This window comes from Bradyrhizobium oropedii, assembly GCF_020889685.1.
GTDB lineage: Bacteria > Pseudomonadota > Alphaproteobacteria > Rhizobiales > Xanthobacteraceae > Bradyrhizobium > Bradyrhizobium oropedii.
Genome location: NZ_JACMYO010000220.1, coordinates 1 through 12,535, shown reverse-complemented (window position 1 = coordinate 12,535; position 12,535 = coordinate 1). Strand labels below are relative to the sequence as shown.

Below are 12,535 nucleotides of genomic sequence, written 5' to 3'. Positions count from 1 at the left end.
CTAGGTCTCGGACGCGGACTCAGGCGGCTGACGCGCCACCACTGTCGCCGACGAAATCTTCGCGTGAACTGCCTAGCCGTGAAGCTGCGCGTTGAGGCCGTCCCAATTCGGCGTGCGTCTGGTTGCCTCGAGCGCGCCGCTCTGGGAGTTGCGACGAAAAAGCAGGCCCTTCTGGCCCGAGAGTTCTTTGGCTTTCAGTACTCGGCCGTCTTCCAGCAGGACGCGCGCGCCTGCCGTGACATAGCAGCCCGCTTCGACGATACAATCGTCACCCAATGAAATGCCGATACCGGCATTGGCTCCGATCAGGCAGCGCTCACCGACCGTAATCCTCTCTTTCCCTCCTCCGGACAGAGTGCCCATGATCGACGCTCCGCCACCGATGTCGCTGCCGCTTGCCACGACCACGCCGGCGCTGATCCGGCCTTCGACCATGCAGGGACCGAGCGTACCCGCATTAAAATTGCAAAAGCCTTCATGCATGACGGTCGTGCCGGCAGCCAAATAGGCTCCGAGCCTGACGCGGTCCGCATCTGCAATTCTCACGTCCGCAGGCGTCACATAATCAGTCATGCGCGGAAACTTATCCACGCCTGTCACCTCGAACCCAAGGCCACGCTTGCGCGCCACGATTCGCGCTTCCGCTACACGAGCGCTTTCGCAGGGACCGAATGTGGTCCAGGCAACGTTCGGCAACAGACCGAAAATTCCGTCAAGGTTCTGGCAATTCGGTTGGACGAGCCGGTGGCTCAGGAGATGGAGTCGAAGATATGCGTCGTGCACATCGGTCGGCGCAGATGCAAGGGAGTCAATTTCCGTGCGAATGGCAACGATGTCGACATTGCGGACGTCGTCGTGTCGCGCATATCCGTCTGCCGAGGCACCCAACGATCTGCTGATCTCGTCGCTCGTCAGCCGCAGCGTTGCCGCCTTGCCGGCGCCCTCAACCAGGCTTAGCCGAAGAAACCAGGAATCCAGCACGCGACCATCAGCGGCAATCGTCGCAAATCCCTCGCCTCTCGCGCCCCTCAGTTCCATCGCCATTTGAATTTCTCACACCTAACGATCCCAAACATAGTGCATACGCGAGTTCTCGTAGAAATGGCAACTTCGGGACGCTCAGGCATGTCCGCTTTGGGTCATTTTCGACGGATTCGTCGGGGATTGTCGGCAGGTTACTCCAAACCGGGGGGCGCGCGAAACGCGTCAGCCCTTCTTGCGCGCCTTCGCCGGCACTTCCTTGGCATAGATATCCGGCTTGAAGCCGACGACGCGCTTGGGTCCGAGATCGAGCACCGGACGCTTGATCATCGACGGCTGCTCGGCCATCAGCGCCAGCGCCTTGCGCTCGTTCAGCCCTTCCTTGTCGGCATCGGGCAGCTTCTTGAAAGTGGTGCCGGCGCGGTTGAGCAGCGTCTCCCAGCCGACCTCGTCGCTCCACTGCTTGAGCTTGTCCTTGGCGATCCCTGCGGTCTTGTAGTCGTGGAAGTCATAGGCGACGCCATGGTCGTCGAGCCAGCTGCGCGCCTTCTTCATGGTGTCGCAGTTCTTGATGCCGTAGATGGTGATGGTCAAAGCCGTTCCCCGCATGCGATTGCTGCGGGGAAACTAGCCCCGCAGCCATCACAGCGCCAGATCGGACAACGCCGGTCTCCACACCGATATTGGTAATGCTCAGCGCGCGTCATGCGTGAAGACGAAATCGTGATCGCTGGCGTGGGCCTCGTGGCAGGCGAAGCACGTCTCATGCTGCGCGGCATCGACCGGCTTGCCGTCGATGAAGCGGCCAAAGCCCCAGCCGCCGGTCGCGGCATATTTGGCCGCATCCTTGACCATGACCTGCACGGTGGTTGCCGGCCCCGTGATGAAAGCGCCATTGAGGCCCGCAACCGGCTTGCGTTTCCAGGCGAGCTTCACCAGCACGGTGCCGTCGGGGAAACGCGCGGCGCCGTCCTGATAGGCCTTCACGACCGTCGCATTGCCGAGCACGCTGCGCAGTTCGTCGAGCCCGGTTTCCTCGCCGACCGCGATCAGCTTCCAGTCGCGATAGCCCTCGGGAATTTTCACGCCGAAGATCGGCGATGCCAGTGCCGCGTCATCGGCATGCCCGACGGCAAACGGCAATGATGCGCTGATGCAGGCTGCCGCGATCGCGGCAGCTGCCCATTTGACAACCTGTCTCATGATACTTGTCCGCGCTCTCGATTCTTGTTTGACGCGCTTTCTTCACGCGAACCGGTATCCACTGCGCTCGAAAACGCTCTAGGCCTTGCTGACGTCGATGATGGCCTGGACGAAGGCCTGCGGCGCTTCCTGCGGCAGATTGTGGCCGATGCCGCCGGTCAGCAGGCGATGCTCATAATGGCCGGAGAACTTCTTGGCATAGGCGGCGGGCTCCGGATGCGGCGCGCCATTGGCATCGCCTTCCATCGTGATGGTCGGGATCGCGATGACAGGCGCCTGGGCCAGCGTCTTCTCGAAGGCGTCGTACTTCGCCTCGCCCTCGGCGATACCAAGCCGCCAGCGGTAATTGTGGATCACGACATCGACATGGTCGGGGTTTTCGAATGCGGCCGCGCTGCGGTCATAGGTGGCGTCGTCGAACTTCCACTGCGGCGAGGCGAGCTGCCAGATCAGCTTGTTGAAATCGTGCCGGTTCTTGGCATAGCCTTCGCGGCCGCGCTCGGTCGCGAAATAGAACTGGTACCACCATTGCAGCTCGGCCTTCGGCGGCAGCGGCACCTTGCCGGCCGCCTGGCTGCCGATCAGATAGCCGCTGACCGAGACCATGGCCTTGCAGCGCTCGGGCCAGAGCACCGCCATGATGTTGGCGGTGCGCGCACCCCAATCATAGCCGCCGAGCACGGCCTTCTCGATCTTCAGGGCGTCCATCAGCGCGATGATGTCGGCGGCGACCGCGACCGGCTGGCCGCTGCGCATCGTGTCGCTGGAGAGGAAGCGCGTGGTGCCGTAGCCGCGCAGATGCGGCACGATCACGCGATAGCCGGCTTCCGCCAGCGCCGGCGCGACGTCGGCATAGCTATGGATGTCATAGGGCCAGCCGTGCAGCAGGATGACTGCGGGACCCGACGCCGGACCCATCTCGACATAACCGGTATCGAGCACGCCGGCATTGATCTGCTTCACCGGGCCAATCGAGGTGTGGGTGCCGACCTTGACCGCGGGCGCTGCCGCCTTGGACTGCGCGCTGGCCGATCCGATCATGCCGAGCTTGGAAGCGGCGAGGATCCCGCCGGCGATACCGAGGAAGCGGCGGCGTTGCTGATTGATGGATTGGGACATGGCGATCTCCTTAACTCTGGTGTCGAAGTCAATATTGCAGAGACCGAGCGCGTCCGCTTTCAGAGGACGTGGATTTGTCCTTCAGACCGTCGTGATTTTGGCTCCACCCGGCCTGTGCTAGGTTCCGCCCCGGATTCAGCCGCCGGCCGCCGGACTCTTCGATTTGACCTACCATTTCAACGACTTGATCCTCGACTCCGAGCGCCGCGAGCTGCGTCGCGGCGATGCCTTGGTGGCCGTCGAGCCGCAGGTCTTCGACCTCCTGGAATTCCTGATCCGTGCCCGCGACCGCGTCGTCAGCCGCGACGAGGTGCTGGCCGCGGTCTGGCACGGCCGGATCGTCTCGGAGGCGACCCTGAGCAGCCGGGTCAACGCCGCGCGGACCGCGATCGGCGACAATGGCGAGGAGCAGCGGTTGATCCGCACCCTGCCCCGCAAAGGTCTCCGCTTTGTCGGCGATGTCCGGGAGGACAGCGCCCCCGCTCATCCGGTCGCTGATAACGCCACCCCGCCACGGCCGAGCGAGGGCCCGTCGATCGCGGTGCTGCCCTTCACCAATATGAGCGGCGACCCCGAGCAGGATTATTTCGCCGACGGGATCGCCGAGGACATCACCACCGCGCTCGCCCGTTGCAGCCGCCTCACCGTGATCGCGCGCAACTCCGCCTTCACCTACAAGGGCAAGGCGGTCGATATCCGCCAGGTCGGTCGCGAGCTCGGCGTCGGCTATGTGCTCGAGGGCAGCGTCCGCCGCGGCGGCGATCGTCTGCGCATCACCGGGCAATTGATCGACGCCACTTCCGGCGCGCATCTGTGGGCGGATCGGTTCGATGGTGTTGCGACCGACGTGTTCGACCTGCAGGACCGCATCACCGAGAATGTGGTCGGCGCGATCGAGCCGACGATGCTGGTCGCAGAGGCCGAGCGGGTGCGCGCAGCCCCACCCGACAAGCTCGACGCGTACGATTTGCTGCTGCGCGCCTACAGTCTACGCTACGAGTTCACGCCCGAGAGCATGGAAGCCGCGCTCGAACGCCTCGACCAGGCGCTGGCGCTCGATCCGAACTACGCGCCGGCGCTTGCTGCCTCGGCCTATTGCCATGCGATGCGCCATGTCCAGGGCTGGCTGAAGCCGAACGACGCCTATCGGGAGCGCGCAGTCACGCAGGCCTGGCGCGCGGTCGAGCTCACGCCCGGCGACCCGCAGGTGCTGTGGATGGCAGCGTTCGCAATCTGGAACATGGCTGACAAGATCGAGCCCGCACGCGAATTGTTCGAGCGTTCGCTTGCGATCAACCCCAACTCGGCGATGGCGCTGGTGCTCGGCGGCTGGATCGAGGCGATGCGCGGCAACCAGACGACCGGCCGCGCCATGATCGAGCGCGCGCAGCGGCTCAACCCGCGCGACCCGCGCGGCTGGTTCGCCTCCGCGGCGCTGGCGATCTGCGCGGTGCTAGACCAGAATTTCACTGAGGCTGTGATCTGGGCCGACAAGGCACTGGCGCAGAACCGCCGCTTCGCAGTCGCCCTGCGCGTCCTGATCGTGGCGCTGGTGAAGACCGGTGACACCGAGCGCGCAACCCAGATCGCGCGCGAGCTGCTCAAGGTCGACCCGGAGTTCACGATCTCCGGCTTCCTGTCGCGCATTCCATTCCCGGTGCAATCGATCTCCGCGATCTATCGTGAAACCCTCAAGGCGGCCGGCGTCCCGGACTGACGCCGCTCTGAGGACACGACGGGAAGAGTGATAAATTTCAGCTGCGCGTCGGATGTTTACGGCTTCACCCGGGCTGATAGGCCGCCTTTAGCGCGTCGACCAGATGATCGAACATCAACCGCATGGGCCGGCTATTGCGCAGGTCTTGATGCTTCGCGACCCAAACATCGAGGCGCGGTGAAAACGCCTCAGGCAGGATATGAACGAGCGCGGAATCCTTACGTGCGACGGCGCATTGGCAGATTCCAATTCCCAATCCCGCCCTGATGGCAGCCAACTGGACAAGGTGATTGTCGGATCGCAGCGTGAAATCGTCCCGCTTCAATGGCAGTCCAAGCCGGCGTAAGGCGCGGACGGCCTCAGTCTCGCGGTCAAAGCCGATGATACGATGCGGATTCATCTCTCGGAGATCAGATGGTTTGCCGTTCTTTTGCACGTAACTCAGGTGCGCATAAAAACCCAACCGAGCCTGGCCGACCTTGCGCGCGACGAGATTGGACTGCGTCGGTCTCGCCATGCGAATAGCAATATCGCAGTCCCGTCGCAGCAAGTCCTCCGTTCGGTCCGAAGCCGAGATCTCGACGACCAGTCCCGGCTGACTCTGCTCCAATGTCATGACAATGGCTGGAAGTATCTCCGCCGCCACGATCTCCGAGGCGGCGATGCGGACAACCGTGCGCGGCTGGTCCGCTGTTCCGGAAATGGTCCTCAACAATGTCTCGGCAGCCGCCGCCATCGCCAACGCGTGCGGCTGTGCAACGACGGACGCCGCGGTCGGCCGCAAGCCATCCTGGGCGCGCGTGAAAAGCGGCACGCCGAGAATGACCTCCAGCTCACGGATGTGCCGGCCGACTGTCGGCTGCGTGAGGTTGAGCGAGCGCGCCGCACCCGAGAGGCTGCCCTCGCGCAGCACCGCCAGAAATGACCTGTAGAGTTCCCAGCCTGGGTTTTTGTCCATGCATTTCTATATACCTGCTCAAGAACCTTCGACAATTGCGTTTACCCGGAGGCGCACGCATTTTGAGTCCACCGACGCTTTCAGCCCAACGGGAGGCTCCAGATGCGCATCCATGCGATCCAAACCGGAACCGTCAAAATCAAAACCGCCCAGGTTGCGGGCCGAAGCCGCGGCTTCATCGACATCTTCCGCGATCCGAATTGGACCGACTGGGTGCCGACATTCGCGTGGGCGATCGAGCATCCTGAAGGCGTCATTGTCGTCGACAGCGGCCAAGGGACCTATCTGTTGGAGCATGGACGCTCGCTCCATCCCTATGTGCGATGGGAGGTCGGCTTCCAGATCGAGCCCGAGCAGGAAATTGGGCCGCAACTCCGCGCCTTGGGAATCGGTGCCCGCGATGTGAAGAAAGTCGTGCTGACGCATTTGCACATGGATCATGATGCGGGCCTCGCGCATTTCCCCGATACCGAAGTTATTGTAACAGCTGGGGAGTATGCGCGGGCGCGCGGACTGCTTGGCCAGATTCGAGGCTATCTTCCGCAGCGTTGGCCCAAGTGGTTCGACCCGACGCCGATCCAGCTGCCCAAAGAGAATTTCGGCTCGTTCGATCGGAGTCTGCGCCTGACGAAAGCCGGCGATGTTGTTGCGGTGGCGACGCCGGGGCACACGCCAGACCACATGTCCGTGATCGTCCTGGATGGCGACACCGCGATATTCCTCGCCGGCGACACCTCCTACAATCAGGCGCTCATGCTGTCAGCCACCCCGGACGGTGTCGGCAGCGATCGGGAGCTCTCGATAGCAACGCTCAATGCCATCAAGACGTTCGCGCAAAGCCGCCCGACGATCTATTTGCCGACGCATGACCCGCAGTCGGCCGAGCGCCTTGCCAACCGGCAGTTGGCGGTGGCGGCGAGCTAGTCGGAGCGGCGAGCCAGCGAGGTCTTGGCGTTTTCGCCGAGACATACGCCCGGATGACCGCAATTGGCCGAATAGCAAAGTTGAGGTTCACGATGTTCGATATCGACATTCAAATCGATCGCCCCGTCGCAAATGTCTTTGACTACCTCAAGGATATGGAGGCTTGCTCGCGCTGGTATGAGGCGGTGCGGTCAGTCGATCGAGTCTCCTCCGGCTCAACGGGCCAAGGGAGCCGGTTTCAGTTCAAACGCAAGATCGGCGGCAAGGCGATCGACAACACCGTTGAAGTCACCGAATTTCACGAGCCCGATCTTTTGACGATCGCCAGCGTCAACGGACCAACGCCTTTCAGCTATCGCTATCGATTGTCACCGAGCGATGGTGGTACCCGGCTTCATCTGACAGGATCGATAAGCGGCGAAGGATTGACAGGCGCCATTGCGCTGTTGGCGCCGCTCGCCAACACGCTGTTCAAGAAGGGCATGCGGACCAATCTTGAAACACTGAAGCGCCTCATTGAGAGATCAGCTCAGTGACTGCGCGTCCAGGTCGAATCGTGACATTTCATCGTTGGATTTTCCAGTCGCGGACGTGCTCGCGCAGCACTGCTCCAGCGCTGGCCGCTCCGATGAAGCGAGCACTACAATCCCGGTGATCTCGCAGCCCAGGCCTTGGTGGCCTGGCAGCTTTCCATCGCCCCGATGTAGGCAGGGCGTGCCGTCGTGCGGGCGAGATAGTCCCGCTCGACAGAACCCGGAACGTAGTTGCCGGTTCGCAGGCCGAGCAGAAGCGCGTAGCTCACCGAGATATCGGCAGCAGTGAAGCGGTCGCCGGCGAGATAGGGGCAATCCGCGAGGCGACGGATAACCAACCCCAGCCGGCTCTCGAAGGTCTCGAGCGCCCAGCAGGTCACCCGGGCATCTCGCTCGGCTGCGGGTGCCAGTTGGCGACCGACAATGACCGCGTTCATCGGCCCGGCGAGGCCCGCCTCGCCCAAGTGGAGAAATTGCAGATAGGAGGCGAAGGCGGGATCACCAGGGGCGACGGCAAGCGAAGCTGAGCCGTGGCGGGCGAGCAGGTACTCGAGAATCGCAATCGATTCGACCATGATCGTCTCGCCGTCCTGCAATACGGGAATGAAGCCGGCGGGGTTGATCGCGAGGAAATCGTGATCATTCTCGACTGCGAGCAGATCGACCGGGCGCAGCCGATAGGCCAATCCCAGCTCCTCGAGCAGCCAAACAACACGGAAGCCGCGACCTTCGCCGTAGACGGTGAGCATGGTTATGTGTTCCTGGATTGGGCTGGATCTACTAACTCGCAAAGGTGAGCCAGTCGCGCAACCGACGATCGATGGCGCATCATGCACGCAAGGCTTGGTGCATATTCGTCATCCCTACAGTGCGGGCCCTGCCCGCTTTACGGGTTCACGACCTCAGCTGCGGCCGCGAACAAGGCGCGTTCCCACTCCGCCTGCGATGTGGGAGGGTCAATTGCAGAAGCTTGCGCGACTTCGGAATATTAGAAATATATCCCTGAGTTGCCCGACGTGTCAAGTTGTCTGGTCGAACGCCGGCCGCCGCCGGCTACTTTGCATGGGGTTGTTTTCGATATTTTGGCAACGCCCGCTGCGACGGCCCCATCACTTCATATCGCCCTAGCCCGTGCCGCCCGGCTCCAGCGCCTCGCCGAGCTGGATCGGATGCGCCATGGTTTCGTGCAACGCATCCTTGTCGAGCTCGCCTTCGGAGAGGCTGATCACGATACAGGCGACGCCGTTGCCGACCAGATTGGTGAGCGCGCGGCACTCGCTCATGAACTTGTCGATGCCGACCAGGATGGCGATCGACTGGATCGGAATGTCGGGCACGATCGACAGCGTCGCCGCGAGCGTGATGAAGCCGGCCCCGGTGACACCGGAGGCGCCCTTCGAGGTGATCATGGCAATGCCGAGAATGCCGAGCTCCTGCCAGATCGTCAGATGCGTGTTGGTGGCCTGCGCCAGGAACAGCGTCGCCAGCGTCATGTAGATGTTGGTGCCGTCGAGATTGAAGCTGTAGCCGGTCGGCACCACGAGGCCGACCACCGAGCGCGAGGCGCCGAGATGCTCCATCTTCTGGATCAACTGCGGCAACACCGTCTCCGACGACGAGGTGCCGAGCACGATCAGGAGCTCGTCCTTGATATAGGCGATGAAGCGGATGATCGAGAAACCCGCCAGCCGCGCGATCGCGCCGAGCACGATCAGCACGAACAGGATGCTGGTGAGATAGAAGGTGGCGATCAACGCTGCGAGGTTTGCGAGCGAACCGAGGCCGTAGGCACCGACCGTGAAGGCCATCGCGCCGAACGCGCCGAGCGGTGCGACGCGGACGATGATGCGGATGATGCCGAAGAACATCTTGGCCGCCTTGTCGATCGCCGCCGATATCGGCTCGCCGGCCGGGCCCATCAGCGCGATGGCAAACCCCGAAAGGATCGAGATCAGCAGCACCTGCAGCAGGTCGCCGCGTGCTACCGCACCGAGATAACTGTCCGGGATGATCGCCATCAAATGGGCGACGATGCCCTGCTCCTTGGCCTGCGTCACGTAAGTGGCGACCGACTTCGGATCGATCGTGGACGGATCGATGTTGAAGCCTCGACCCGGTTGCAGCAATTCTCCGACGATAAGGCCGAATGCGAGCGCGACCGTGGACACCGCCTCGAAATAGATCAGGGTCTTCAGTCCGACCCGGCCGACACGCTTGAGATCGCCCATCGAGGAGATGCCGTGGACGACGGTGCAGAAGATCACCGGCGCGATCATCATCTTGATCAGCGCGATGAACCCGTCGCCGAGCGGCTTCAACGCCTTGCCGAGATCAGGATAGAAATACCCGATCAGGACCCCCGCGAAGATCGCGATCAGCACCTGGACGTAAAGGATCTTGTACCAGGGCTGATGCTGGTGATGGGCGGCAGGCTTGATCGCGTCTGTGGTCATGAGGTGCCCCGGGCTGGAAAAGAACTCGACTGGAGATGCCATCTTGGCGGAGCCGCGTGCAAGCGACAATGCCCATTCGCGGTCGTCGCGAGCACACACGAATCTGTCATAGACTACGACCGGCTCGCACCCCTGAGGCTGAGGATGGAATTCACCGTACTGTTTCTCGCCATCACCATCGCCATGCTGGTGGCCTGGCGTGGCCCGCGTCCGGTCGCGATCGGATTGTTCGCGGTGATCCTGGTCGCTTGCGTCGCAACGTTGCTGCACCACGCCACCGACCGTCTCACTTTGTGGTTCTGAGGCCGGCCATGACCGATACTCAGGCGGTGACCCTCAATGCCCTCGCGCTTTACGGCCTGGCGCTGCTGCTCGCCGCAGCCTTTGCGGCGCAACTGCTGCTGCACGAGCTGCCCTGCCCGCTGTGCTTGTTGCAGCGCACTCTGTTTGCGCTGCTGGCGATCGGACCGATCCTCAACATCCGCTTCGGGCCGCGGCCGAGCCATTATGCCTTGTCGTTGCTGACCGCGGTCCTCGGTGCCGCGGTCTCGACAAGGCAGGTGCTGCTGCACATCCTGCCCGGCGACGCCGGCTACGGGTCGGCGCTGCTCGGCTATCACTATTATACGTGGGCGCTGATCGCCTTCATCGCAGCGATCATCCTGCTCGCCGCCATGCTGTTGTTCGACCGCCAGTTCGATCACCGCGCGGCGCCGGGCGTCGCGCCCGGCAAATTCGCGCAAGGCGCGGTATGGCTGGTGGTCGGGCTGACGGCACTGAACGTGCTCTCGACCTTGCTCGAATGCGGCTTCGGCGCCTGCGCCGACAATCCGGTCGTCTACGAGCTGCTGAAGTAGGCTGGCTAGGGGCCGACCTAGAAGCGAAACGCAATTATCTCCTCATCAATAGTCTGCGGACAGTGACCCAAACCAACCTGAGATGCGCCCCGCAAAAGCCGCCCAACACAGCAAGGAGCGCATGCAGGTTTACGCGAAAATTCTCAGGGTCCGCCAACAACTTCAGCAGGAACCAATAACAGATGAGCGGAGCAATGGTACAAACTATTGTCCGCACGGCGTAGTGCCGTATCCAAAGAAACGGCAACGCAAACATGACTCCGACCAGAAAGTCTCCCTGCCAGCCCGACAATTCACACGGCTCCTTGCTTTGTCGAATGCCCCTCTATGGCCGCTTCGGGATATTGAGCCCGCGTTCTACTGCCGGACGCTTCAGGCCACGCTCCAGCCAGGTCGCGACGTTCTTGAACTGGTCGAACGCGACGAACTCGCGCGCACCGTAGAAGCCGATCAGATTGCGCACCCAGCCGAGCATCGAAATGTCGGCGATGCTGTATTCGTCGTCCATGAACCATTGCCGCCCGGCGAGATGCGTCTCCATCACGCCGAGCAGGCGCGCGGACTCCGCGACGTAGCGCTGCAGCGGCCGCTTGTCCTCATAGTCCTTGCCGGCGAATTTGTGGAAGAAGCCGACCTGGCCGAACATCGGCCCGATGCCGCCGATCTGGAAATGCACCCACTGGATCGCCTGGTAGCGACGCGCCGCATCCTGAGGCAGCAGCTTGCCGGTCTTCTCGGCGAGATATTGCAGGATGGCGCCGGATTCGAACAACGGCAGCGGCTTGCCGCCGGGACCGTTGGGATCGAGGATCGCCGGGATCTTGCCGTTCGGGTTCAGCGACAGAAACTCCGGCGTCTTCTGGTCGTCCTTGTTGAAGTCGACCAGATGCACCTCGTAGGGCAGCCCGATCTCCTCGAGCATGATCGAGAGCTTCACGCCGTTCGGCGTCGGCAGCGAATAGAGCTGCAGGCGGTCCGGATGCTGGGCGGGCCAGCGCTTTGTGATGGGGAAAGCTGAGAGGTCGGTCATGTCGACATTCTTTGCACGGTTGTTGTCGGCTGGCTAATGTACGGAGCCAAGTGAAAGCCGCAAGGTCTGCAACCGGCCATGAACGATCAAGAGAACGATCAAGCGACAGGCACAAAGCTCGGCCTCTCCGACGACGAGCTCGCAACACATCCGACCGTGTTCGCAGCCGATGCGCTGGCCGGTCAGGTGGTCGTCGTGTCCGGCGGCGCCGGCGGCATCGGCCGTGCCATCGCATGGCTGTTCGCCCGGCTCGGCGCCCATGTCGTCGTGGTCGGCCGCAATGCCGACAAGCTCGATGCCCTCGTCGATCATCTCGGCCATCGTGGCCTCAAGGCGTCTGCGCATGTCGCCGACATCAGGGATGCCGACGCGGTCAACGCGATGTTCGATACGCTGTGGACCGAGCATGGCCGCATCGATCACCTCGTCAACAGCGCCGGCGGCCAGTTCCCGCAAGCCGCGATCGATGTCTCGATCAAGGGCTGGAACGCGGTCATCAACACCAACCTCAACGGCACCTGGTACATGATGCAGGCCGCGGCGCAGCGCTGGCGCGACCGCGAGCATCCCGGCAGCATCGTCAATATCGTCGTGGTCACGACCCACGGCCTTTACGGCATCGCGCACTCGATCGCGGCGCGCTCCGGCGTGATCGGGCTGTCGCGCGCGCTCGCGGTCGAATGGGCGCCGCTGCACATCCGCATCAACTGCATCGCGCCCGGCGCGATCGAGACCGAGGGCTGGAACGTCTACAGCGAGG

14 protein-coding genes are annotated in these 12,535 nt (G+C 62.8%); 6 read left to right on the top strand and 8 right to left on the bottom strand.

Annotated features, from left to right (window positions below; translation table 11 throughout):
- Positions 1-72: 72 nt before the first annotated feature.
- The 4 genes from dapD to H8A95_RS37240 form a co-directional block, all read right to left on the bottom strand.
- Positions 73-1,044, bottom strand: coding sequence for a 2,3,4,5-tetrahydropyridine-2,6-dicarboxylate N-succinyltransferase (gene dapD, locus H8A95_RS37255; protein WP_229187599.1), 972 nt, complete (start codon positions 1,042-1,044; stop codon positions 73-75).
- A 162-nt stretch (positions 1,045-1,206) separates the two neighbouring features.
- Complete coding sequence (locus H8A95_RS37250) at positions 1,207-1,575, bottom strand: ArsC family reductase (protein WP_225641127.1); 369 nt, start codon at positions 1,573-1,575, stop codon at positions 1,207-1,209.
- A 99-nt stretch (positions 1,576-1,674) separates the two neighbouring features.
- Positions 1,675-2,184, bottom strand: coding sequence for a cytochrome P460 family protein (locus tag H8A95_RS37245; RefSeq protein ID WP_229187598.1), 510 nt, complete (start codon positions 2,182-2,184; stop codon positions 1,675-1,677).
- Between the two features lie 78 nt (positions 2,185-2,262).
- Complete coding sequence (locus tag H8A95_RS37240) at positions 2,263-3,303, bottom strand: alpha/beta fold hydrolase (protein WP_229187597.1); 1,041 nt, start codon at positions 3,301-3,303, stop codon at positions 2,263-2,265.
- A 163-nt stretch (positions 3,304-3,466) separates the two neighbouring features.
- On the opposite strand from H8A95_RS37240, the gene H8A95_RS37235 reads away from it, so the two are divergent.
- The gene (locus H8A95_RS37235) at positions 3,467-5,020 is read left to right on the top strand and encodes a winged helix-turn-helix domain-containing protein (protein ID WP_229187596.1); all 1,554 of its coding nucleotides are present in this window, start codon (positions 3,467-3,469) and stop codon (positions 5,018-5,020) included.
- A 64-nt stretch (positions 5,021-5,084) separates the two neighbouring features.
- Here H8A95_RS37235 and H8A95_RS37230 read toward each other — a convergent pair whose 3' ends face one another.
- Complete coding sequence (locus H8A95_RS37230; RefSeq protein WP_229187595.1) at positions 5,085-5,978, bottom strand: LysR family transcriptional regulator; 894 nt, start codon at positions 5,976-5,978, stop codon at positions 5,085-5,087.
- A 102-nt stretch (positions 5,979-6,080) separates the two neighbouring features.
- Between H8A95_RS37230 and H8A95_RS37225 the strand changes: the two genes are divergently transcribed.
- Both H8A95_RS37225 and H8A95_RS37220 read left to right on the top strand, forming a co-directional pair.
- The gene (locus H8A95_RS37225) at positions 6,081-6,902 is read left to right on the top strand and encodes an N-acyl homoserine lactonase family protein (RefSeq protein WP_229187594.1); all 822 of its coding nucleotides are present in this window, start codon (positions 6,081-6,083) and stop codon (positions 6,900-6,902) included.
- A 92-nt stretch (positions 6,903-6,994) separates the two neighbouring features.
- Positions 6,995-7,438, top strand: a complete 444-nt coding sequence (locus H8A95_RS37220; RefSeq protein WP_229187593.1) for an SRPBCC family protein — start codon at positions 6,995-6,997, stop codon at positions 7,436-7,438.
- A 104-nt stretch (positions 7,439-7,542) separates the two neighbouring features.
- Here the strand turns inward: H8A95_RS37220 and H8A95_RS37215 are convergent, their stop codons facing one another.
- Together H8A95_RS37215 and H8A95_RS37210 are read right to left on the bottom strand one after the other, a co-directional pair.
- Positions 7,543-8,184: a glutathione S-transferase family protein gene (locus tag H8A95_RS37215; protein WP_229187592.1), complete on the bottom strand. Its 642-nt coding sequence runs from the start codon at positions 8,182-8,184 to the stop codon at positions 7,543-7,545.
- A gap of 375 nt (positions 8,185-8,559) precedes the next feature.
- Positions 8,560-9,888: a dicarboxylate/amino acid:cation symporter gene (locus H8A95_RS37210; RefSeq protein WP_229187591.1), complete on the bottom strand. Its 1,329-nt coding sequence runs from the start codon at positions 9,886-9,888 to the stop codon at positions 8,560-8,562.
- A 144-nt stretch (positions 9,889-10,032) separates the two neighbouring features.
- Between H8A95_RS37210 and H8A95_RS37205 the strand changes: the two genes are divergently transcribed.
- Both H8A95_RS37205 and H8A95_RS37200 read left to right on the top strand, forming a co-directional pair.
- Positions 10,033-10,191, top strand: coding sequence for a DUF5993 family protein (locus H8A95_RS37205; RefSeq protein WP_229187590.1), 159 nt, complete (start codon positions 10,033-10,035; stop codon positions 10,189-10,191).
- A gap of 8 nt (positions 10,192-10,199) precedes the next feature.
- Positions 10,200-10,745, top strand: coding sequence for a disulfide bond formation protein B (locus H8A95_RS37200; protein WP_229187589.1), 546 nt, complete (start codon positions 10,200-10,202; stop codon positions 10,743-10,745).
- A 325-nt stretch (positions 10,746-11,070) separates the two neighbouring features.
- Here the strand turns inward: H8A95_RS37200 and H8A95_RS37195 are convergent, their stop codons facing one another.
- A complete protein-coding gene (locus H8A95_RS37195; RefSeq protein ID WP_229187588.1) occupies positions 11,071-11,775 on the bottom strand; it encodes a glutathione S-transferase family protein in 705 nt (234 codons plus the stop codon).
- Positions 11,776-11,853: 78 nt separating this feature from the next.
- Here H8A95_RS37195 and H8A95_RS37190 point away from each other — a divergent pair.
- Positions 11,854-12,535 (top strand): SDR family NAD(P)-dependent oxidoreductase (locus H8A95_RS37190; protein WP_229187587.1); only part of this gene is annotated, 682 nt, incomplete at its 3' end.

Bases quoted from the DNA above. Each gene is read 5' to 3' on its own strand.
- dapD (WP_229187599.1), bottom strand. From the start codon at position 1,044: ATGGCGATGGAACTGAGGGGCGCGAGAGGCGAGGGATTTGCGACGATT.
- H8A95_RS37245 (WP_229187598.1), bottom strand. From the start codon at position 2,184: ATGAGACAGGTTGTCAAATGGGCAGCTGCCGCGATCGCGGCAGCCTGC.
- H8A95_RS37240 (WP_229187597.1), bottom strand. From the start codon at position 3,303: ATGTCCCAATCCATCAATCAGCAACGCCGCCGCTTCCTCGGTATCGCC.
- H8A95_RS37230 (WP_229187595.1), bottom strand. From the start codon at position 5,978: ATGGACAAAAACCCAGGCTGGGAACTCTACAGGTCATTTCTGGCGGTG.
- H8A95_RS37225 (WP_229187594.1), top strand. From the start codon at position 6,081: ATGCGCATCCATGCGATCCAAACCGGAACCGTCAAAATCAAAACCGCC.
- H8A95_RS37220 (WP_229187593.1), top strand. From the start codon at position 6,995: ATGTTCGATATCGACATTCAAATCGATCGCCCCGTCGCAAATGTCTTT.
- H8A95_RS37215 (WP_229187592.1), bottom strand. From the start codon at position 8,184: ATGCTCACCGTCTACGGCGAAGGTCGCGGCTTCCGTGTTGTTTGGCTG.
- H8A95_RS37210 (WP_229187591.1), bottom strand. From the start codon at position 9,888: ATGACCACAGACGCGATCAAGCCTGCCGCCCATCACCAGCATCAGCCC.
- H8A95_RS37205 (WP_229187590.1), top strand. From the start codon at position 10,033: ATGGAATTCACCGTACTGTTTCTCGCCATCACCATCGCCATGCTGGTG.
- H8A95_RS37200 (WP_229187589.1), top strand. From the start codon at position 10,200: ATGACCGATACTCAGGCGGTGACCCTCAATGCCCTCGCGCTTTACGGC.
- H8A95_RS37195 (WP_229187588.1), bottom strand. From the start codon at position 11,775: ATGACCGACCTCTCAGCTTTCCCCATCACAAAGCGCTGGCCCGCCCAG.